We start from the raw sequence: 19,240 nt of genomic DNA, 5'->3' as shown, positions 1-19,240 counted from the left end.
TTTTCCCTTACCCACTCACTGCTCATCCATACCCGCTTGATACCCGCGATCTGCTGGGACTACCTGATACAAACAGGGAACAGTAGGGATCTAGGAAACACAAAAAACGCCGGATAACCAGCGTTTTGATACAGGATGATATCAAATGTGAAAGTAAGTCTCTAGCCGATACGGAAGCCGAACTGGCTCAACTGGCGCAGGGGCTTGGCGCTGCGGTGCAGGGGGGCTTCCTGTCACGGCAGACGGCCTGCGCCATCTTTGCCACCCGCGCTGGTGGCCCGGCCCCGCATGCCGAATGGGCGCAGCTGAACGCAGCCGACCCGAACTGATATTTGCCATTAACGGAGAAACGACATGACCCGTGCAAGTGTGCCCCAGACCCCCGACCTTGAAACCCTGCACCGCGAGATGGAAACCCTGCGTGCCGAGCGTGACGCGGCGGTCAGTGCCCGCACAACACTGGAGGGCGACCTTGCCCGCGCTACAGAACAGGTCAGCACGGCCCGCACCCGCGCGGACCGCGCCATCATCCGCGCCGAGGCCCGTGCCCTTGCCGCCCGCATGGGGGCGGTGGAACCTGCCGATGTGGTCCGCCTTGTTGACCTGAGCGCTGTAACGCTCGGCGAAGATGGCGCCCCCCAGGGACTGGACACGATCATGACCGCCGCGCGTGAAAGCCGGGCTTACCTGTTCGCATCGCCGCAGGTGGCATCGGGCGCTGCGCGTGGCACCACTGCCGCAGGCCCCGCACCCCGTGCAGGCGATCCGGCCCCGTTCGATGCCCGCACGGCGGGAACGCGCGATGTAAAGGCCGCAGCCATGGCGGCGGGGCTGCGCTGGCCGGTGGCGAATTAGGGCATGAGCCGACAGGCTGCAAAAGAGTTTATGGCCTGGAGGTGAAAATAGAGTTTAAGATGAATGCAGGATCTTTGCATTAATATTGTATTTTATCTCATTAAATATTAAAAAATAAATACATAAAATAATATGCAAATTTTAGGGGACAAAAATGAGTGTGATAAAAAAGGGCATTATCAGGTCTGGAGAATATAACGGATGGAAAGTAGAGGTTGATTTTGATGAATTGGATACGAAGGGATATTACATATACATAATAAAATCATCCACCGAGGGGTATGATTATTGGTGTAAGGATATGGCAGAAGTAAGCGATGAATTGGAGGGATGGAATGTGAAATGGGAATAAATACGCCAATACCGTACCCAGATTGAAGGTATGTATTGTATCAGGAAGGCAAAACTTATATTTTGCTTACCCATTGCATTCAGAATAGCCAATTATTCATGATCTGGAGCAGGGCGCACACTGGTAACATGTAATACCAGATGCGCCCTGACATGGCAATTCACTTCTAGTCTACTTAAAATGTAGGTAAGGTTCTGAAATTATACTTCTTATTTCTGTCTTACCATATAATTATTGTTCATTATTTTATAAAAATATACTTGAGATAATAATCCAAAATTATAACGCCTGTTACCTGTTCCGCCCACGGTCAAGGCCGCCTGCGGAACAGGCAAGGGGCGCATGATTACTCAACCCATCATGATGGCGCGCCGTGCGCCACGTCCCCTTGGCCACTCACCCCGGCCATAAATGGTACCTCGCTGCCATAGCCCGTTACCCGCCGCTATTGCCTTGCGCATGGCGGCTTTTTTTCGTTTTTTCAAGGAAATGAAATTCATGGCCATTGCCAATTTCCCCGCGGCCCTGCAGCCCGTCATCCAGCAGGGGTTCCTGTCGCGTGCGTTCCAGGATGCATTGCAGTCACGCCTGGGTTTCCGTTCCATTGCCGACCAGATGGAATTTCCCGCCCGCATCGGCCAGACCATTACCGATACCCGCGCAGGCCTGCTGCCGCCCGCCACCACGCCGCTCAACCCTGCCGCCAACACCAGCTTTGACAATGGCATGACGCCCGCCGAATGGTCGGTCGAGCAGTATACGCTCACCATCAACCAGTATGGCAACACCATGGACCTCAACCAGGTGACCGAAGGTGTGGGCATTGCCAACCAGTTCCTTGCCAATGCCTCGCGCCTGGGCATCAACGCCCGCCAGACGCTCGACCGCCTGGCGCGTAACACGCTTTTCGGCGGGGCGCAGAACGGGGTGGGAGGCTACCTTGGCGGCAATACGCGCGTGAGCGTAACGCTGGGGGCTGCTGGCAGCACGGTTGCCGTAGATGATATCCGCGGGTTCCAGAATATCCTGTCGGATGAAGGGCAGGTGGTCTCGGTGGGCGCATCCGCCGGCATGACTGTTACCATCGGGGCAGGGTCTTACACGCTGGTGGGTGCCACTGCGGATGCTGCCAATACCTCCACCGCGCCGGATGGCGTTTCAGGCACGCTGACCTTCTCGGCATCGGTCAAGGTGGCCGATGGCACGGCGGGGAACGCGGTTACGGCGGCAACCGCGCCGCTGGTGCTACGCCCCAATGCGCGGGCTACCACGGCGGCACTGGTGGCGGGTGACCTGCTGACCGTGCAGTCCATTCTGGGGGCGCTTGCTACCCTGCGCGACAACAACGTGCCCACGCCCGATGGCGGGGTGTATCACTGCTATCTGGACAATGCCCAGCTTCTCGGCCTGTTCCGTGATGAAGACTTCAAGCTGCTCTATCGCGGGCAGTATGGTTCCGACACCTATCAGAGTGGCCAGATCTTTGACCTGCTTGGCGTGCGCTTCATCCCCACCACCGAGGCCCCGCAGCAGGCATCGCTGGGGGCGGGTGGCATCCATCGTGCCATCATCTGCGGGCAGGGCGCGCTGATCGAGGGGGATTACGCCAATATCGGCACCCATTACGCGCCGCTGCTTGATGGCGGCGAGCTGACGGATGTTGACGGCGTGTGCATGATCACCCGCCCCGCACTCGACCGCCTGGCACAGATCATTGCCCAGTCGTGGTCGTGGATTGGCGGTTTTGCGCTGCCCACCGACCTGACCGCTGATACCTCGGTCATTCCCACCGCCACCAACAGCTACCTCAAGCGGGGCGTGGTGATCGAGAGCCTCGGCGCGGGCGCCTGAGTCTGTGGCCCGCACGACAGGGCACATGTTGCGCCGCCGCGCGGGCCATAACCGCCAGCCACGCCACACCATGCACGAAAGGCAGGCATGACAGACATGACGGGCACAGCCAGCACCACGGATACCACGACAACGTCAGATACAGGCACAACAGGGGCAGATACCAGTACCGTCACAACCAGCCAGAATAACGGGGCATGCCCGGACCAGCCCCCAGCCGCCGCCATTACCGCAGCAAGCATGCCCGATACGGCCCTGACCGACACCGAACGCGCACAGGCACGGCGCTACATGGGCTATCCCGCCATGGGGAGTGCCGATAGCGGCAGGCAGTCTTGGCGGTTCTTTCGGGTTTATGGCTTCAATGAATGGCGGCTTGGTCATCTCTCACCCGCCGAATGCGCCCAGGCCCGCGCCTTTATGGCGCAATGCCAGATGCTGGAAAGCGCGGTGATGGCGGCAGGCAGCAACCTTGATACCGATCGCGCCGCGGTGTGGACACGCAACCGCACGGAAGTCACGGACCGCTTTACGCTGTACACGCGCTGGCGGGTGCAGTTGTGCAACTTCATGGGCGTGCCGCCGGGGCCAGGCCTGCGCGCCGTGGGGGAGATCATCATCTGATGGACCTCAACACCCTGTGCCGCCTGACCACGCGCGGCTTTGCGCGCGCAGCGGCCCGTACAGGTGCACCAACCGTGCAGTATCGGCCCGGCAGCGCGTTTGCGCCCTGTGCCAGTCCTTATGCTCAGGGCCTGGCTGCTTTCAGCAATGACCGAGCCTTCGGCTTTGCCGGGCCGGCCTTGTGGGATGTGCCTTTTGTCTATGCCCTGACGGACCTGCCCGACCTGAGGGCGGGTGATATCCTGACCTGCGGGGCGGAGACCTATTTCATTGCCCGCGTGGAACCCTTCCGGCCACCTTTATGCGTGTTGTGCAATGCGGTGGTCACGCTGAGCGGCACTGTAGCCGTGCAGACGGATGCGGCCAATCCGGGGGGATATGCCACAGCGGGCGATGCCGCGGCACAGGTCACGCTTGCCACCGGCTGGCCTGCCATGATCCGGCCGGGCAGCGGGGCAGGCGTGCCGGGACCAGTCCAGTCCGGCGCCATCCACACGGGCGGGTTCGAGATGTTCGTGCCCGCCATTATGGGCGTTAGCCTTCAACCAGCCATGTGGGTTCAGGACGGGAGTGGCCCGCGCTACACTATCGGGGGCGCGCGCAGCAGCCCGTGGGGCGTGCGATGCCAGATGGCCCAGCAGCAGGTCTGAGGCCCTTTTTCCCATCATTTGCCCATAGCAGACATAACAGGAAGCGCCATGACATGGCCGATATCGCCACCATTTCCACCGCTATTGCGGCGGCTCTTGCCGCAGCGCTCTGCCCTGACGGGAGCAGTGCCAGCAGTTGCACGGGCCGCCCCGTCATCATTCGCCGTGGCGGCCTGACACAGGCAGATCTGGGCAATGCCCTGCATACATTACACGACGGCAGCGACTTCATCAGCATTGCCGACACAACTGAAAGCTGGACCCGCCTCGATGAACCGCTCGGCCGCCCCTGGCGGATGGACAGCATGCAGGCTGCCACCGTCAGCATAAGCGTTACGGATGGCATGGCAACACTCAACCTTGTGCCCGACACGGTGCCCGGTGGCATGGTCGGGTTACGGGTAAAGGGTCTTGCAGAAGATAGCACGGGCGATGGATGTTGCTTGTACAGGGTGCAATCGGGTGACACGGCAGCCAGTATCGCAGCAAGCCTTGCCGCGATGGTGCCGGGCGCCATGGCGCAGGAGGGGACAATCACGCTTCCTGCCTGTGTCACGGCACAGGCCATCAATGCGGGCACGGCCACGGCGCGGTGCGTGGCGCGCAGGCAGCAGCAGATGTTCGTGCTCACCACCTGGTCAGCCAGTCCGGCCGCGCGGGATGCGCTGGGGCAGGCCATGGCCGATGCGCTGGCCCTGACCGACTGGCTGGTGGATGCGAATGGCTCCACCTTCCGCATCGAGGCACGGGTAGCCAGCAATGATGATACCGCCATGAACCGGGGCATCTTTGCCCGCCCCGCCCATTATCTCGTGACGTTCGATACCGACCTGACCCGGTCAGTGCCGCTCATGCTGGCCGGTGGCATCGGGGCAGCTGAAGGCCAGGTTGCGGGCGATGTGCTGCTGGGCGCACCGGCGGCTTCCTGAAGCGCTCGCTCGGTACACAGCACAGGCCAGGCCTGATCATCACGGCCAAGTCTCGAACCGTTTCTTCACGCGGCATGCCGCGCAACAGGGAATACGCATAAATGACCATCTATCAGTCCGGGCAGCTCAATACCAACAGCCTGAGCGTGCCGGATCTGTATGTGCAGATCCTCAAACCCCAGACCCTGGCTCTCAACGGCGTGGCAACCGGGCGGATCGGCCTGGTGGGCACGGCGGCCTGGGGGCCGGTGGCGTCACCGGTCATCATCGGCAGCATGGGTGACTGCCTGAGCGCATTCGGCCCCAAGCAGGCGCAGGTGAATGATATCGGCACGGCGGTGAACATCGCCATAATGCAGGGTGCATCCGACTTTCGCTGCGTGCGGGTGAGCGATGGCACCGATGTGGCGGCCACCGGCACGCTGGCAGGAGTGACCCTGACCGCCATCCATACGGGCAGTGCAGGCAACGCCCTTGTGGCAATGCTTGCGCAGGACCCCATCATCACCACGAATTATACGCTTACGCTCAGTCACGCAGTGCTGGGCAGCCGCACCTATCGCGGTGCGACATGGCCGGTCCTTGCCGCCGCCATTGCAGCCGATGGCACAGCACTCGTACGCGTAACCGTGCCCACCACCGTGCCCGCGCCTGAAGCGGGTTCGGTAACACTTGCAGGCGGCAGCGATGGCGGCGTGCCCACAACCACGCAGTTTCTGGGCACGGATGGCACAAGCCGCACCGGCATGTATGCCCTGCGCGGGCAGGGCTGCGCGATCGGGCTGTTGCATGGTGTGGTGGATAATACATCATGGACCACGCAGGCCGCTTTTGGCCTGGGGGAAGGGATGTACATGATTGCCTGCGGCCCGGCAGGCGACACGATTGCCAATGCGGTAACCATGAAAAATGCCGCAGGTCTGGACAGTTACGCCGTCAAGCTGATGTTTGGTGACTGGCTGTGGTGGGAAGATGACACCAATGGCGACATGCTGGTGCCGCCGCAGGCATTTGCAGCAGGTATCCTTGGCGGCCTCTCGCCCGAGCAGTCGAGCCTGAACAAGGAGCTGTATGGCGTGATCGGCAGCCAGAAGGCTGGGCTGGTCAGCAGCGGGCAGGCAGCGACCTATTCTGGTGCCGAACTGTCGGCGCTGTTCACGGCGGGCATTGACGTAATCTGCAACCCAGCACCCGGCGGCAGCTACTGGGCGGTGCGCGGGGGCATCAATACTTCTTCCGATGACGTGATGGATGATGACACCTATACACGCCTGACCAACTACATTGCCGAGACGCTCAACGCGGGCATGGGCGCGTTCGTGGGCGCCGTCATCTGCGCCACGCTGTATGGCGACATCCGCGCCGTTCTGCTCGGCACGCTGTCGAACATGGTGGGCAGCGGCATACTGGGGGCAAGCACGGATTACGCCGTGCTGTGCGACACGAGCAATAACCCCCAGTCACGCACGGCGCTGGGTTACGTGCGCGCTGACGTGCAGGTGCGCTATCAGGGGATCAACCGTTTCTTTGTGGTCAACCTGCAGGGTGGGGCGAGTGTTACGGTCAGCACCGCAACTGCGGCGGCCTGATCCCCAGCCCAGAAAACAGAAGGCAGTTTTTGGTAAAGCGTTTTTTTAAAAAGCTTCAGAAGAACATCTTATCCGGAAACTGTTACCTTTCAACCCGCCTCCATTGTTACGCAATACTTCACGAGCCACCTTTCAGGGTGGCTTTTTTCATGGAGCCATGAATGTCCCTCAGACCCTTTAATATCGGCCGCGACTGCCGCGTGGTGCTGGTCTATAATGGCAGCCGCATCGACCTGCCCACGGTCACCGGATTCAATGCGGCACAGCGCACCCACCAGCTGGAATCAAACCCGCTGAACGACATGCCCCTGTTCTATGACGTGCCAGGGGGCTGGGGCGGCCAGTTTTCCTTCCAGCGCGACGGTTCGGGAGCCGATGACCTGTTTGCCGCCATCGAGAGCGGATTCTGGTCGGCGGGTACGGTTATTCTGGGCAGCATTTATCAGTACGTGACTGAATGCGACGGCTCGCTGAGCACTTACGAATTCATCGGTGCTTCCCTCAAGCTGTCGGATGCGGGGCGCTATCAGTCCGAAACGCTGGTCACGCAGACCATCACGTTCACGGCCCGCGCCCGCAACCGCATTTCCTGATCCCCCAGCCGGAATACGCCGACATGACGGAAAAAACCGTAAAGACCCCAGATGGCCGCACCCTGACCTACCGCGAGCGCGGGCCGGGTGATGTGCTTGCCCTGCTTGAGTTCGGACCGGATGCCCCCTCGACCGCATGGCTGGAATACGCGCTCATGGTCAGTTCGGTCGAGGCGATCGACGCCGTGCCTGTCATTCGCCCGCAAACGCGTGTGCAGCTTGAGCAGCTTGCCAACCAGATCGGCAATGACGGCATCGAGGCGCTCAGCACGGCCCTGTTTGGCCCCGACGCGCAGGCCACCCCGCCCAAGCCGCAAAAAACTGAGCCGGCACCCCGTGCTGATCGAGGTGGCGGCATTGGTCGGGCACGGGGTGCCGTGGGATGTGGCCATGTCCATGCCGCGCGTGCGGCGCATGGCTTTTCTTGTCGCCTTCGGGGAGCTTGCAGGCGGTCGCTATGACTGGGGCATGCAACAATGGGAGTATCCTGATGGCTGAATCCTGTCAGGCCACGACACGAATGGTCATGCGGCTACAGGCCATGCGCCCCGGTGGCCTGTCCGCGGCGGTAGCACGCCTGCCGGGGCGGGGCAGGCACGCGGCAGTTACCATCGCAAGGCTGGCTGTGCCGGTGGGGCGCAGGGGGCGCGGCACAGCAAAGCCTGTCACGGCAGCCCGCTTTCGCCTGCCTGAACGTAGTCATAAAGGGTTCGCGCAGGTCTTGCCGACCGGGTTGAGGGAGGCAAACAACGCGCGGCCAATACAGTCACATCAACCCGCCAGCCCATGTGGCAGGAACTGGCCCAGCCGTGGTGAAAAATACAGGAGCAGCGCAGGGCCAGCAGTCATGCCCGTCCCTGCGCCCGCTCCGGACAGAAACGGGCGAAATGAAAAAGAGCATGCGCCCATGCTTCATGCGCCGCGCATGGTTTTACCTCTGGCGCGCCTGCCAATGCCCTACGCATCCAGCGCCCGCCCGGCACCGGCTGCCTTCGTTGGGGTTACGCAGCGAGGCAGGGCGCTGGGCCGCGTCATGCCTGCGCCTGCATCATCCAGGCCCAGACCTGTCCCCATGGCTGTTACGGATCGGGGCCGCATCGTGTCCATCCCCCCTGTGGTAGACAGGCAGGTCGTGCCGCGCAGGCCCGGCTTGCTGCACGCCAGGCCGAAAAGCCATGGAATGCGGCGCAGGAGGGTGCTGCCGGTCAGCATTCGTGGCCCCAGGAGCGCCCTCCCGCCGCGCGGGCAACCCCAGAGACAGGCGCGTCCTCCCTTCATCAGTCCGGCTCCCATGATCCGTACCCGTAATCCCGGCAGCACGGGGCCGACCCTGTCTGGCGCGCCTATCGTACAGGTCACCATTCCCGTGACACTGGACCAGCATAATGTAGGGCAGGCTGTTGCCCACATAGAAACCAGCCGTGCCCTGCTTGAGCATCGCTCCACCGGTACCGCACCCGATGGCATACAGCATGTGCAGCTACCCGGTCGCTCGGTGGGTATATGAACCCGCATGCATGCTGGCATCAAAAGACCGGCATGCGGCCCTTCCAAGGCAGCGCAGAGAGGTACTGCCCCACCTGCCACTGCACTACCTGTGTGCCAGCATCCATCCTGAGTGGAAAAATACATGTCCCTGACCCTTATGAATGCCGAGACCGCAATTGGCGCGATCGGGCGGCTATGGGCTTCGGCCCCCGTCACCATCGGCAGCCTGACCCTGACAGGCATGGAGGTACCCCGGCTTATCCGTGATGGCGGCACCCAGCAGGTAGCCGTGCACCGCCTGCCCGGTGGCGGCAGGGTGATCGATGCCGTGGGCAATGACCCCGACCGGCTGGAACTGACCGGCACGTTTGTCGGCCCTACCGCAATTGAACGCGCGCGCGTGCTCAAGCAGATGCGGATTGCGGGCGTGCCGGTGCCGTTCAGCGGGGCTGGGCTGTCGCTTATGGTCCGCATCGTGCAGTATTCCTATGATTACGCGCAAAAAGGCGTGGTCATTCCTTATCGGCTGGTGCTTGAACAACCGCCCCAGATGGCGGTCTCCACCAATGTGGTGCCTGGCCTGTCGGCCCTGGTGGGCGCAGATACAGGTTCCGCCCTGTCCGGCCTTACGGGCGCACTTGCAGATGTCTCGACCATTGCTGGCAACATGACCGGCCAGCTTGGCACCATCATGGGGCAGGTCACCCCCATTGCCGACATAGCGGGGGCGGGCGGTGTTCTGTCCGGGGTGGAGGACAATCTGGGCATGGTGGGCGGCCTGTCTGGCGCAGGAGTCAACCTGGCCTCAGTGCCTGATAGCGCTGCCAGCGTGGTGTCTGGGCTAGCGGCATCAGGCACGGGACTGACCAACGCCATCGGCCAGAGCGGGGCCAATATGGAAGCGATTACGCCCGGTAATGCCGCCAGCCTCTCGACCCTGACCCAGAACGCACAGTTGCACAGCGTTACCGTCAGCAGTGCGGGTCTGGTCAACCGTGCCTATGCCAACACGCTGCTCGCCACAGGGAGCGTGCAGGATGGCCCGATTGCCAATAACTGAGCAGGAGGTAACAAATCCATGGCGCTCACCATAAAGGTTACGGCGGCAGATGGCACACTGTATCATGTCGCCGCCCGGCAGTTGAATGATGCCACCTCTTGGTGGCGGATCGCGCAGCTCAACGGCATGACCGATCCTGACCTGTCCACTTTCACCGCGCCAGTGACACTTGTGCTGCCTGCCATCGATACTGCGCTTGATAGCGGCATGCCGGGAGTTGCGGCATGAGCGGCAGTCTTTCGCTGACCACCGCCGGGCAGGGCATCTGGCGCGCGCCGCGCGCGCGGCTGCTGGTCAACGGCACCGAACGGACGGAAACCGGGGTTGAGCAGTTCACCCTGACCCGCACCCGCTACAGCCGGGCCGATACGCTTGAAATGACACTGGCACTGGACCGTACTGCCATGGCCGCCACAGGGTTGTGGTTTGACCTCCCACCCCCTTCAGATGGCAGCACGCTGGCTGAACTTGGCATAACGCTGCAGATGCGTGACGTGGCGGATGAGGGCGCGCAGTGGACCACCGTATTTACGGGCATCATTGACCATGTTGCCCTCAGCCCGGCGCAGACAGCCGTTACCATCGCCTGCCGCGATTATCTGGCCAGATTGCTTGACATGCGTATCTGCGCAGACTGGATGAACATGACCGGGGCGAAAGTGATAACGGCCATGGCCACAGCGGCGCAGCTTACGCCACAGGTCAGCATGCCACAGGCCATGACGGGCCAGTTCTGGCAAGTGGAACACAAACGGAGCAGTGCCGCCAGCCACAGCCGGTTCCAGACTGCATTTGACCTGGCCAGTAATCTGGCCACCGGGGCGGGCTGTGACCTGTACACGCAGGGCACCACGCTTGTCTGCGCGCCTTATCCCACGCCCACGCAGGCCAACACCCATCTGCTCGATTATGCCGATAACGGGCCGGAGCAACCCATCAGGAGCGGCGCTTACGGCCTGAATTTCACACACGATTACCAGATTGGCCGGGGTGTGATCGTGCATGTCATGGCATGGGACAGCCGACAGCGCACGAAGGTTGACTATTATTGGTCGGCGGCTGGGGGCTCCACCACGCCACCCGCGCAGGGTGGCACGCTGCACAGCTTCAGCATGCCGGGGGCGCGACTGGACGAAGCAAGGCAGATGGCACGATGCAAATATGGGCAGATCATGGCCCATGCCCGCACCATTACCGGCACCCTGCCGGGGCGTATTACACTCCAGCCCCGTGACTTCATGCGGCTGACCGATACCGGCACGACATGGGACGGCACGCTGGATGTGGATGCCGTAAGCAGCCGTTTTTCATGGAATGGCGGCTTTTCGCAACAGGTCACGCTGCGTAGCCGCAGCATGACAGGAGAAAATAGTAATGACTGATACCCGCATGGTCGCCGCAGGCCTTGCGCACGCGCAGGCCCAGGCTGGCTTCGGACTGGTCAGCGCGGTGGACCCGGTCAATCACGCCGTAAAGATCATGCTTCAGCCCGCCGGGGTGGAGAGTGGCTGGGTGCCCTGCGGCGCGCTGCAGGCAGGTAGCCTGCGTATTGCCTGCCTGCCCGATATCGGCACGCATGTCGTGACCATACCGGTCGAGGGCGATGCCGAACACATGGTCATGGCCTGCCCGGTATTTGACGCCGTGCTCATGCCCCCGGCATCCCCCGCCACAAGCAAGCCAGCCCAGCCCGGCGAACTGCTGATCGTGGCAGGCTGCCCCACGCCGCCCGCCAATGGCGCCACCACCCAGGGCGCGGCCACGCAGAACGCGCCGTGGTGGCACATCACCCGTGATGCGATCTACAGCGGGGCAGGGCAGGCCACCGAGGCGCTGACCGCCACCAGCAAAGCGTGGAAGGTCGGGGCAGTCGGCATGACGCTCGACGCCAACGGCCTTGCCGTGACTGGCGGCCCGATCACGACCGATAAGGACATGACCGCACAGGGCACCGTGACCGGAAAGACGGATGTTCTCGCAGCAGGCATTTTCGGCAAAAGCCACACCCATGGCGACGTGCAGCCGGGCAGCGGGTCAACGGGGGCACCACAATGAGCGCGCTGTCACACACCATGGGTGGCGACCTCGACCTGTCAGGCACCGGCAGCGTGGCCGTGGTGACCGGCGCGGACCAGACCCGGCAGGCGCTCCTGCGCAGGCTGTGCACCAATGCCGGGGCCTATATCTGGCAGCCCGATTACGGCGCCGGACTGCCTGCGAAGGTGGGCAACGTTATGGATGAGGCCGCCGTCCGCGCCCTGGTGCTTGAGCAGATGCAGGCTGAAGGCGGGGTGGACCAGACCCAGCCGGTTACGGTCACGCTCACGAACACGAAGGTGGGGGCCTACCTTCTGGCCATCGCCTACACCGATGCCGCAACCGGCACGGTGCAGGAACTGACACTGAGCACATGACGGGCGTCTCTCACGAGGCGCCTTTTTTATTGGAGGTCCGTCTTGGCCCTAACCTTCCAGTCTTTCAGGACCACGCTGGGCAACATGGTGGCGAGCGCGCAGGGTGCATGCCCGTCGCTGCTTGACCTCAATATCGGCTCCCCCGGCCGCGCCATGCTCGAGGCCGTGGCGGGGCTGGGGCTGTGGTTCCAGTTCATTGCACTCCAGATCCTCTCACGCACGCGGCTGGCGACCTCGATCGGCACGGATGCCGACAGCTTCGTGCAGGATTTCGGGCTGACCCGCCTGCCGGGCACGGCGGCAACCGGCACCGTCACCTTCACCTCGTTCTCGCCCGCCAGCCAGTCGGCCACGGTGGCGGTGGGGGCCACGGTGCGCACGGCCTCAAGCCTCGTGTTCACCGTGGTGCAGGACGAGACCAACCCGGCATGGTCCACGAGTGCCGGGGCTTACGTCCGGCCCGCGGGCACGGTCTCGATCACCGTGCCGGTGGAATGCGCATCAACGGGCGCGACCGGCAACGTGGCGGCGGGTGCGATCTGCCTGCTGGGCACGGCCATTTCCGGCATCGATACGGTCACCAACACCGCAGCGCTCACCAATGGCAGCGATGGCGAAACGGATGCGGCCCTGCGCACGCGGTTCGTGTCCTACATCAACAGCCGCTCCAAGGCGACGGTTTCGGCCATCGAGAACGCGGTGACCGATGTATCCGCCGACCTGATCTATCAGGTGCTTGAGAACGTGGACACATCCGGCGCCTTCCTGCCCGGCAACGTGGTGGTGTTTGTTGATGATGGCTCGGGCGATGTGTCCGACAGCGTGATCAATCAGGTCTACGCGGCGGTGGATGACGTGCGGCCTGCCGCCGTGTCCATTCAGGTCGTGCGGCCCGTGGTCGTGCGCCCGCCCGTCACCATGACCGTCAGCGTGGGAGCAACCGGCGATCTCGCCACCGTGCAGGCGACCATCAGCACCAATATCGCAGCCTACCTCAACAGCCTCGCCATCGGGGCCTCGGCCAGCTATTCGCGCCTGATCCAGATCGCCTATGCCGCCAGCACGAGCGTGACCAACGTAACCGATGTCACGCTTTCAGGCGGCACGGTGGACCTGCCCGCCACAACCGGAACAGCCTATCGGGCAGGGACGGTGAGCTTTGGCTGATACGACACAGAACGGCTTCGCGCTGCGCATCCGTGCCCTGCTGCCCACCGGCTGGTTCCCGGCAGTGCCCGGCACGGGCGAGACGGAACAGGCCCCGGTGCTCAACGCGCTGCTGCAGGGCTTTGGCAGCGTGTTTGCGTGGGTGTGGGGCCTGCTGGCAAGCACGACGGACCAGACCCGTCTCGCCACCATGACCGGCGCGTTTCTGGATATGTTCGCCGCTGACTTCTTTGGCACGACACTTACCCGCGGCACGGGCGAGAGCGACAACGCCTTCCGAACCCGCATTGAGGAAGCCCTGTTCCCCTCGCTTGGCACCCGGCCCGACGTGGTGAACGTGATGGCCGATGAAGTGGGCACCGCAGGCCGCATGATCGAACCGCGCAATGCTGCCGACTGCAAGGGGCTGGGCACGCTGGGCGGCCCGGCCATTGGCGGTGGCTACGGCTACGGCGTGGCCGCCCTGCGCTATGGCTCGCGTGGCGCGCCGTTCCAGCTTTTTGCCCAACTCCCCACGGGCGATACCAGCCAGCCCGCAACCCAGACCCTGACCCGCATCGCAGCCGTCATGCCCGCAGGCACGATTGCCTGGGTGCAGGACGTGGAGACCCTTGACTGATGGACAGACAGATCGTCTACCCCGCGCAGATCCCGCTTGATAGCGACCTGCTCAACGCGCAGCGCAACGCTTTCGTGGGCCTCGGCCACCTTGCGGGCATGGCCTATGGCGATGATACCGTGGCCGCTGGCGGCTTTGCCTGCACGCCGGGCACCGGGCTTACTGTCATAATCGCGCCCGGTTCGCTGCTTGCGGCAGGCGTAGTGGATGCGACCGCCTATGGCACGCTGGCCGCCAATGGCAGCGTGCTGGTGCGCCAGCATATCAGCCGTGATCCGGTCACGCTCACCGTGCCGGGGGCAGGGGGCACTTATACGGTCTATGCCACGCCCGCCACGGTGGATACGGATGACACCGTGCTGCCCTTCTACAATGCTGCCGACCCATCCGTGACCTATGCCGGGGCGGATAACAGCGGCAAGACGGCGCCAACCGTGCGGCAGGACATGGCGCAGCTCGGCATTGCTACGACCGTGCCTGATGGCGCGTATCCGCTATGGACCATCACGGTCCCGGCAGCGGCCACCGCCATTACGGCGGACATGATTGCACAGGCCGAAGGCGCGCCGTTTTACGAGACCATTCCCGAACTCCAGGCCGATCTCGCCGGTCGCCTGAAGCTGGCTGACCCACAGGCCCAGACAGTGAACGGCCCGGTCACGTTCACGGGTGAGACCGAGGTGCCCGATACCGAGGATTTCACTGGCAAGAGCGCTCTGAACGCGGAGACGGCAGAAGGGCGTTATGTCGGGTCTGTTATTGCATCCGGGTCCACGAATGTCCGCATCACGGGCGTGCAGGAGGATGCGAGCGGTACGCTGATCGCCACGATGTCCGATGGGACTACGCAGAACTACATTCCATCTGGGCAAATCGTTCAAGCAAATAGCGCGTATTCCCATGCAAGCGGTGGGAACGGGAACACTATTTACGCAACGTGCAACGTAACGCTGAAGCGAAGTGCAACATTTCTTGTAACTGGATGCTCGAACTATGCGAAAGTTACCAGCGGACAGTCGCAAGTTGAACTGCAATACAGTTCCGACGGTACAACATTCACCACATTTGGCTCCGGCGATACAACTACGGCGTCATGCATATATGCTACAGGAATTTTGACGCTTGATGCTGGCGATTACGTAATTCGGACCGTAGCAGAAAATGGGAATAATACCGCAATAGGCTGGTCAGCGATACTTTCCTATATTGCCGTGAGTGAGTGATACCATGATATACGCGATACAGAAAAGCGCATCAGGAACAGTCGAAGTTGTGTATGCCTGGACTGATGACAAGCAGCCAATACCAGCTGGATGCGTTGCTTGCAGCGAAGCTGAATATACGGCAGCGCAGAACGCGCTTGTAAACTCCTTGCAGGCGCAGGCGACGGTAGCGGAAAATTGGATACAGCAGCAGGCCAGCCTTGCCGCCGCGATGGGCGAGACATTCACGGCTGACATGAAGGCCTATGTGCTGGCAGTCAGCGCGATTGCCAGCGGCACCGACACCACCAGCACCGCCCTACCTGCCCAGCCCACGGATGTGATGACGGCAACTGCTACGACAGGAGCGACGACATGACTTCGCGCGGCATCCGCAACAACAACCCCGGCAACCTGAACTATGCGCACCAGCCCGGCGCGCATCTGGAAGCCGGCGTGAGCAACCCGCGCTTTGCGGCCTTCCCGACCATGGCGGACGGCATACAGGCCCTGCGGACCCAACTCCTGCGCTACGCGGAGCGCGGCCTGACCACGGTTGCCAGCATCATATCGGTCTATGCCCCCGCGACTGAAAACATCACAAGCGCCTATATCGCTAGCCTGTGCCGTCAGATGGGCGTGCAGCCTGATACCGTGCTGGACCTGCATGACCCGGCCACGATGGCGCGCCTGATCTGTGGCATTGTGACCATCGAGAACGGGGGCGGCCATCTCGGCCTGGTGCAGATTGATCAGGCGCTTGGCATTACGCCCACGTCCGCCATGACCTGAACGGCCTGCACATTCCGCGCCTACCACGCCGCCCATCCGGGCGGTTTTTTTATGAGAAAACGAATGAGCGAAACAATACCCCTGACGCAGGGCGGTCCTGTCGTGCCCCAGCGCTGCGCTACGATCGAGGATCTGGCCCGCGTGCGTGAGCGGTTGGCGAAGGTCGAGGGCGGCCACGATAACCTGCGTGACGGGCTGAATACTCTGTCTGTCCAGTTTGCGGACCTGCGACGCGACCTGACAAAATCAATGGCCGATACCGGGGCACAGACCCGGCGCGAGATCATGGAGCGGGTGGACGACATGACCGACACCGCCACCAAACGGGACGCGGACATATCGGGCAGGCTGGCCCGCATCGAAGGCGGACTGAAACTGACCTCTTGGGTGACCATGACCTTCATCGTTCTCGCAACCGGCCTGCTGGGCTGGGGGCAGATTGGTGATGCAGCATGGTCGTTCTGCAAGCGTGCGTTCGGGCATGGGTGATGATGGCCGCGCCGGGCCTACTGGCCGACCTCAAGGCCCGCATCATCGCACCGGCGCTGGCGTTCATCGGCCTTGGCGGACCCGCTGCGGTCAACCTGTTCGCAGGCATCGCGCTGGCCGAAACCGGCTACCGCGCGCTGGTGCGGGGTGGCGGTCCGGCGCTGGGCCTGTCTGCCATCCGGGCCCGGCTGAAATGCTACCGCGCGCCTGATGCCGATGATGCTGTCGGGCAATACCGGTTCTGGAAAACTCACTACAACACAGCGCTTGAGGCAGGGGACGTTGAACTACAACACGTCGCCCTGTTCGCACAGGCTATTGAGGCATGACATGAACACGACCGCAAAACTGGGTGGCCTCGGAGCCGTCATCGCGCTCCTGCTGGCCGAAGTGCCGGAACAATATACGCTCTATGCCGCGATCTTCGTCTTCGCCTGTAGTGCCGCCGCTGCCATCATCCCGCCGCCGCATGCGGGCAGCCGGTGGGCCGTGGCCTATCAGCTTATGACCACCATCGGGCTGAATATCGGCTGGGCGGAAAATCACTTCAAGCCGGGGCAGTCAGGCGTGCGTGTACCGCTTGCCGACAAGCCTGCCGCCAAGCAGGCCGTAACCGCCGCGGGCATCCCGGTTCTGAACAGGAAGGGCAGGCCCGAAATACTGGAAGAATAGGGGGTGCAGCTCCGGCGCTAGGTGGATGGCCGATGTGAGCCGAAGCTGCAAACCCCATTCTGCCTTTTATTACGGCAAAAATAAGTCAGGTCCATCTCACCGCCGTCAGGGCGGTTTTTCATAGGAATCAGGCACATGAACCTTTTTCTCTCCCGTCGGCGCGCGCTACGCATGGGGGCGGGAACGCTGATGGCCGGTGCACTCGCTGGCTGCACGCTCACTCGCGCGGGCAAGATCACTACCATCACCCTGAACGTGGCTGAAGTAACGGATTACGGGAATGCCATCGTATCCTTTGCCAATACTGCCATCAGTCTTTCATTTGTCACGGCGGCCATGGGGCCTGCAAACGTGGCGCTGGCCAATACGGTGATCGCAGCACTCAGGGAGGCGCTTGATGCGTTCGGGACTGCCGCCGGGTCAAGCACATCCGTAAGTTACGACACGACCAGCATCCGCACGGCGTTTGACAGTATTTTATCTGACATTGAGCAGATCAATACACTCATTATTGCCGTCATCGCCGGCATGGCTTCTGGCCTGTCGGGCACTGTGGTCTCGGAGGCGAAAACGACAGCAAATGCCGCATCAACGCTGATCTCGCTGCTCAAGGCCATGGTGGACATGACGGCACGGCGTCCGGCAGTTGGCACAGCCGTGTCTGCGCAGGAAGCGGTCGGGCAGATTACGGTTTTCGTGGCCAGACATGGTGCCTGAAGAACCATGAGCAGGTGAAGCAATATGGAACATGCTGCAACGATATTTCCCTTCCTTTGTGGCATTGTGGTGGGAAATACCATGAGCCTGCTGGCTGGGGGGCTTTTTATGCTACGTTATTGGCGGCGGCAGCGAATGATCTGCGAACGTCTTGGGCCGCCGACGGCGTGATAACAGTCAGTTGGCAACTTCACGAAACGCCACCTTAAAAAAACGGCGCCTAAAAGCTTTTATTCTTTATCACTTCCTGGGTTCCGGGCGTGCAGGCAGCCTGATTTCACTTGCCAGCACGCCTGCTACAATACAGCACGCGCCCAGAACCGAGGTGGCTGGCAACAGATCATTGGCCATGCGCCCGATAGCGCCACCCCATACGGGCTCACCCGCGTAGATAATGGTAGCCCGCGTGGGCGAGACGGCTTTTTGCGCCCAGTTCATGGCCAGTTGCACAAACATGCTGCCCACGCCAAGGCCTACGCCCCCGGCAATCCAGATCCATGAAAATTCAGGCAGGCGCTCGCCCGCAACCGGCATTGCCAGCAGGGCCAGGAGCCCGGCCACCAGCAGTTGCACCACGGTTATACGCCTGCTGTCTCCCAACGTTGCACAATGGCTGATCAGCATGATCTCGGCTGCCACCGATACGGCACACAGCACGGTGGCCCATTCACCCCGGCCAAATCCACCCTGCGTGGCACCCCCGCCTGCAAGCAGCATCAGCCCGCCAAAAGCCAGCCCGATCCCTACCCAGTTCATGAGGCGTGGCGGCCTATGCAGCACGATCCATTGCAAAAGGGGCACGATCGGCACATAGAGCGCGGTCAGAAAAGCGGAACGGCTGCTGCTGATGGTTTGCAGCCCATAGGTCTGCAGGGTGTAACCAGCCCATATGGTGATGCCGATTGCCATGCCCGCGCCCATCTCGGTCAGACTTATCCGCCGCAGGGCACGATGAAAAACCGTGCAGCCGATCAGACCCGCTGTCATGAAGCGCAACCCCACAAAAAACAGGGGGCCGCAATGTCGCAGCGTGACATGCACGATCAGGAACGTGCCACCCCAGAACAGTGTTACGCCCATCAGTGCCAGTTCCTGCCGTGAGGGAAGGCTTATGATCGCCATGCGCGCGCCATCCACTGTTTTATTGCAATCTTCACCCTTTCCTCCAGATCACCAT

Annotated in this window: 27 protein-coding genes; 24 read left to right on the top strand and 3 right to left on the bottom strand. The window is 62.1% G+C overall.

Features of this window, described 5'->3' with window-relative positions; genetic code table 11:
• The first annotated feature begins 125 nt into the window (after positions 1–125).
• The 9 genes from FMA36_RS13845 to FMA36_RS19505 all read left to right on the top strand — a co-directional run bounded on the left by FMA36_RS13845 (position 126) and on the right by FMA36_RS19505 (position 7,904).
• A complete protein-coding gene (locus FMA36_RS13845) occupies positions 126–329 on the top strand; it encodes a hypothetical protein (RefSeq protein WP_240906372.1) in 204 nt (67 codons plus the stop codon).
• A 25-nt stretch (positions 330–354) separates the two neighbouring features.
• Entirely contained in the window at positions 355–855 is a 501-nt protein-coding gene (locus tag FMA36_RS13840; RefSeq protein ID WP_159262905.1) for a phage scaffolding protein, read from the top strand.
• Positions 856–1,705: 850 nt separating this feature from the next.
• Positions 1,706–3,058, top strand: coding sequence for a DUF4043 domain-containing protein (locus FMA36_RS13835; RefSeq protein WP_159262904.1), 1,353 nt, complete (start codon positions 1,706–1,708; stop codon positions 3,056–3,058).
• A gap of 96 nt (positions 3,059–3,154) precedes the next feature.
• A complete protein-coding gene (locus FMA36_RS13830) occupies positions 3,155–3,682 on the top strand; it encodes a hypothetical protein (RefSeq protein ID WP_240906371.1) in 528 nt (175 codons plus the stop codon).
• Positions 3,682–4,332 carry a hypothetical protein gene (locus tag FMA36_RS13825; protein WP_159262902.1) on the top strand — a complete coding sequence of 217 codons (651 nt, stop codon included), beginning with the start codon at positions 3,682–3,684 and terminating at the stop codon, positions 4,330–4,332. Before FMA36_RS13830 ends, FMA36_RS13825 begins: the two co-directional genes overlap by 1 nt.
• Positions 4,333–4,385: 53 nt before the next feature.
• On the top strand, positions 4,386–5,261 hold the full coding sequence (locus FMA36_RS13820) for a hypothetical protein (protein WP_159262901.1): 876 nt from the start codon (positions 4,386–4,388) through the stop codon (positions 5,259–5,261).
• Between the two features lie 101 nt (positions 5,262–5,362).
• The gene (locus tag FMA36_RS13815) at positions 5,363–6,850 is read left to right on the top strand and encodes a phage tail sheath protein (protein ID WP_159262900.1); all 1,488 of its coding nucleotides are present in this window, start codon (positions 5,363–5,365) and stop codon (positions 6,848–6,850) included.
• Between the two features lie 161 nt (positions 6,851–7,011).
• Positions 7,012–7,443, top strand: coding sequence for a hypothetical protein (locus FMA36_RS13810; RefSeq protein ID WP_159262899.1), 432 nt, complete (start codon positions 7,012–7,014; stop codon positions 7,441–7,443).
• A gap of 23 nt (positions 7,444–7,466) precedes the next feature.
• Positions 7,467–7,904 carry a hypothetical protein gene (locus FMA36_RS19505; protein WP_240906370.1) on the top strand — a complete coding sequence of 146 codons (438 nt, stop codon included), beginning with the start codon at positions 7,467–7,469 and terminating at the stop codon, positions 7,902–7,904.
• A 43-nt stretch (positions 7,905–7,947) separates the two neighbouring features.
• On the opposite strand, the gene FMA36_RS13800 is transcribed toward FMA36_RS19505, so the two are convergent.
• Positions 7,948–8,112 carry a hypothetical protein gene (locus tag FMA36_RS13800; RefSeq protein ID WP_159262898.1) on the bottom strand — a complete coding sequence of 55 codons (165 nt, stop codon included), beginning with the start codon at positions 8,110–8,112 and terminating at the stop codon, positions 7,948–7,950.
• Positions 8,113–8,400: 288 nt separating this feature from the next.
• Entirely contained in the window at positions 8,401–8,655 is a 255-nt protein-coding gene (locus tag FMA36_RS13795) for a hypothetical protein (protein ID WP_159262897.1), read from the bottom strand.
• Between the two features lie 79 nt (positions 8,656–8,734).
• Here FMA36_RS13795 and FMA36_RS13790 point away from each other — a divergent pair, with 79 nt between their 5' ends.
• From FMA36_RS13790 to FMA36_RS13720, 15 genes are all read left to right on the top strand, one after another.
• Complete coding sequence (locus FMA36_RS13790; protein WP_159262896.1) at positions 8,735–8,950, top strand: hypothetical protein; 216 nt, start codon at positions 8,735–8,737, stop codon at positions 8,948–8,950.
• Positions 8,951–9,073: 123 nt separating this feature from the next.
• Complete coding sequence (locus FMA36_RS13785) at positions 9,074–9,991, top strand: hypothetical protein (protein ID WP_159262895.1); 918 nt, start codon at positions 9,074–9,076, stop codon at positions 9,989–9,991.
• 18 nt (positions 9,992–10,009) lie between these two features.
• Positions 10,010–10,219: a hypothetical protein gene (locus FMA36_RS13780; protein WP_159262894.1), complete on the top strand. Its 210-nt coding sequence runs from the start codon at positions 10,010–10,012 to the stop codon at positions 10,217–10,219.
• The gene (locus FMA36_RS13775) at positions 10,216–11,373 is read left to right on the top strand and encodes a hypothetical protein (RefSeq protein ID WP_159262893.1); all 1,158 of its coding nucleotides are present in this window, start codon (positions 10,216–10,218) and stop codon (positions 11,371–11,373) included. The genes FMA36_RS13780 and FMA36_RS13775 overlap by 4 nt, the downstream gene beginning before the upstream one ends.
• A complete protein-coding gene (locus tag FMA36_RS13770; RefSeq protein WP_159262892.1) occupies positions 11,366–12,046 on the top strand; it encodes a phage baseplate assembly protein V in 681 nt (226 codons plus the stop codon). Before FMA36_RS13775 ends, FMA36_RS13770 begins: the two co-directional genes overlap by 8 nt.
• Positions 12,043–12,405, top strand: a complete 363-nt coding sequence (locus FMA36_RS13765; protein WP_159262891.1) for a phage tail protein — start codon at positions 12,043–12,045, stop codon at positions 12,403–12,405. The genes FMA36_RS13770 and FMA36_RS13765 overlap by 4 nt, the downstream gene beginning before the upstream one ends.
• Positions 12,406–12,447: 42 nt before the next feature.
• Entirely contained in the window at positions 12,448–13,572 is a 1,125-nt protein-coding gene (locus FMA36_RS13760; protein WP_159262890.1) for a baseplate J/gp47 family protein, read from the top strand.
• Positions 13,565–14,191: a hypothetical protein gene (locus tag FMA36_RS13755; RefSeq protein WP_159262889.1), complete on the top strand. Its 627-nt coding sequence runs from the start codon at positions 13,565–13,567 to the stop codon at positions 14,189–14,191. The genes FMA36_RS13760 and FMA36_RS13755 overlap by 8 nt, the downstream gene beginning before the upstream one ends.
• Positions 14,191–15,414: a hypothetical protein gene (locus tag FMA36_RS13750; protein WP_240906369.1), complete on the top strand. Its 1,224-nt coding sequence runs from the start codon at positions 14,191–14,193 to the stop codon at positions 15,412–15,414. The genes FMA36_RS13755 and FMA36_RS13750 overlap by 1 nt, the downstream gene beginning before the upstream one ends.
• Before the next feature lie 148 nt (positions 15,415–15,562).
• Entirely contained in the window at positions 15,563–15,772 is a 210-nt protein-coding gene (locus tag FMA36_RS13745; RefSeq protein WP_159262888.1) for a hypothetical protein, read from the top strand.
• Positions 15,769–16,185, top strand: coding sequence for a structural protein (locus FMA36_RS13740; protein WP_159262887.1), 417 nt, complete (start codon positions 15,769–15,771; stop codon positions 16,183–16,185). The genes FMA36_RS13745 and FMA36_RS13740 overlap by 4 nt, the downstream gene beginning before the upstream one ends.
• Before the next feature lie 63 nt (positions 16,186–16,248).
• Positions 16,249–16,674 (top strand): hypothetical protein, encoded by a 426-nt coding sequence (locus tag FMA36_RS13735; protein ID WP_159262886.1) that lies wholly within the window; start codon positions 16,249–16,251, stop codon positions 16,672–16,674.
• Positions 16,674–17,003 carry a hypothetical protein gene (locus FMA36_RS13730; protein WP_346766520.1) on the top strand — a complete coding sequence of 110 codons (330 nt, stop codon included), beginning with the start codon at positions 16,674–16,676 and terminating at the stop codon, positions 17,001–17,003. The genes FMA36_RS13735 and FMA36_RS13730 overlap by 1 nt, the downstream gene beginning before the upstream one ends.
• A gap of 1 nt (position 17,004) precedes the next feature.
• The gene (locus FMA36_RS13725; protein WP_159262885.1) at positions 17,005–17,346 is read left to right on the top strand and encodes a hypothetical protein; all 342 of its coding nucleotides are present in this window, start codon (positions 17,005–17,007) and stop codon (positions 17,344–17,346) included.
• 135 nt (positions 17,347–17,481) lie between these two features.
• A complete protein-coding gene (locus FMA36_RS13720) occupies positions 17,482–18,063 on the top strand; it encodes a hypothetical protein (RefSeq protein WP_159262884.1) in 582 nt (193 codons plus the stop codon).
• A gap of 240 nt (positions 18,064–18,303) precedes the next feature.
• On the opposite strand, the gene FMA36_RS13715 is transcribed toward FMA36_RS13720, so the two are convergent.
• A complete protein-coding gene (locus FMA36_RS13715; RefSeq protein WP_159262883.1) occupies positions 18,304–19,185 on the bottom strand; it encodes a DMT family transporter in 882 nt (293 codons plus the stop codon).
• Positions 19,186–19,240: the final 55 nt, after the last annotated feature.

Source organism: Komagataeibacter xylinus, assembly GCF_009834365.1.
GTDB lineage: Bacteria > Pseudomonadota > Alphaproteobacteria > Acetobacterales > Acetobacteraceae > Komagataeibacter > Komagataeibacter xylinus_D.
Note: the sequence above shows the minus strand (reverse complement) of the source record. Positions and strands in the feature narration are given on the sequence as shown.

What these genes read in the sequence shown, in the direction of transcription:
- FMA36_RS13840 (WP_159262905.1), top strand. Translation starts at nt 355, where the DNA reads ATGACCCGTGCAAGTGTGCCCCAGACCCCCGACCTTGAAACCCTGCAC.
- FMA36_RS13835 (WP_159262904.1), top strand. Translation starts at nt 1,706, where the DNA reads ATGGCCATTGCCAATTTCCCCGCGGCCCTGCAGCCCGTCATCCAGCAG.
- FMA36_RS13830 (WP_240906371.1), top strand. Translation starts at nt 3,155, where the DNA reads ATGACGGGCACAGCCAGCACCACGGATACCACGACAACGTCAGATACA.
- FMA36_RS13825 (WP_159262902.1), top strand. Translation starts at nt 3,682, where the DNA reads ATGGACCTCAACACCCTGTGCCGCCTGACCACGCGCGGCTTTGCGCGC.
- FMA36_RS13820 (WP_159262901.1), top strand. Translation starts at nt 4,386, where the DNA reads ATGGCCGATATCGCCACCATTTCCACCGCTATTGCGGCGGCTCTTGCC.
- FMA36_RS13815 (WP_159262900.1), top strand. Translation starts at nt 5,363, where the DNA reads ATGACCATCTATCAGTCCGGGCAGCTCAATACCAACAGCCTGAGCGTG.
- FMA36_RS13810 (WP_159262899.1), top strand. Translation starts at nt 7,012, where the DNA reads ATGTCCCTCAGACCCTTTAATATCGGCCGCGACTGCCGCGTGGTGCTG.
- FMA36_RS19505 (WP_240906370.1), top strand. Translation starts at nt 7,467, where the DNA reads ATGACGGAAAAAACCGTAAAGACCCCAGATGGCCGCACCCTGACCTAC.
- FMA36_RS13795 (WP_159262897.1), bottom strand. Translation starts at nt 8,655, where the DNA reads ATGCTGACCGGCAGCACCCTCCTGCGCCGCATTCCATGGCTTTTCGGC.
- FMA36_RS13790 (WP_159262896.1), top strand. Translation starts at nt 8,735, where the DNA reads ATGATCCGTACCCGTAATCCCGGCAGCACGGGGCCGACCCTGTCTGGC.
- FMA36_RS13785 (WP_159262895.1), top strand. Translation starts at nt 9,074, where the DNA reads ATGTCCCTGACCCTTATGAATGCCGAGACCGCAATTGGCGCGATCGGG.
- FMA36_RS13780 (WP_159262894.1), top strand. Translation starts at nt 10,010, where the DNA reads ATGGCGCTCACCATAAAGGTTACGGCGGCAGATGGCACACTGTATCAT.
- FMA36_RS13775 (WP_159262893.1), top strand. Translation starts at nt 10,216, where the DNA reads ATGAGCGGCAGTCTTTCGCTGACCACCGCCGGGCAGGGCATCTGGCGC.
- FMA36_RS13770 (WP_159262892.1), top strand. Translation starts at nt 11,366, where the DNA reads ATGACTGATACCCGCATGGTCGCCGCAGGCCTTGCGCACGCGCAGGCC.
- FMA36_RS13765 (WP_159262891.1), top strand. Translation starts at nt 12,043, where the DNA reads ATGAGCGCGCTGTCACACACCATGGGTGGCGACCTCGACCTGTCAGGC.
- FMA36_RS13750 (WP_240906369.1), top strand. Translation starts at nt 14,191, where the DNA reads ATGGACAGACAGATCGTCTACCCCGCGCAGATCCCGCTTGATAGCGAC.
- FMA36_RS13740 (WP_159262887.1), top strand. Translation starts at nt 15,769, where the DNA reads ATGACTTCGCGCGGCATCCGCAACAACAACCCCGGCAACCTGAACTAT.
- FMA36_RS13735 (WP_159262886.1), top strand. Translation starts at nt 16,249, where the DNA reads ATGAGCGAAACAATACCCCTGACGCAGGGCGGTCCTGTCGTGCCCCAG.
- FMA36_RS13730 (WP_346766520.1), top strand. Translation starts at nt 16,674, where the DNA reads ATGATGGCCGCGCCGGGCCTACTGGCCGACCTCAAGGCCCGCATCATC.
- FMA36_RS13725 (WP_159262885.1), top strand. Translation starts at nt 17,005, where the DNA reads ATGAACACGACCGCAAAACTGGGTGGCCTCGGAGCCGTCATCGCGCTC.
- FMA36_RS13720 (WP_159262884.1), top strand. Translation starts at nt 17,482, where the DNA reads ATGAACCTTTTTCTCTCCCGTCGGCGCGCGCTACGCATGGGGGCGGGA.
- FMA36_RS13715 (WP_159262883.1), bottom strand. Translation starts at nt 19,185, where the DNA reads ATGGCGATCATAAGCCTTCCCTCACGGCAGGAACTGGCACTGATGGGC.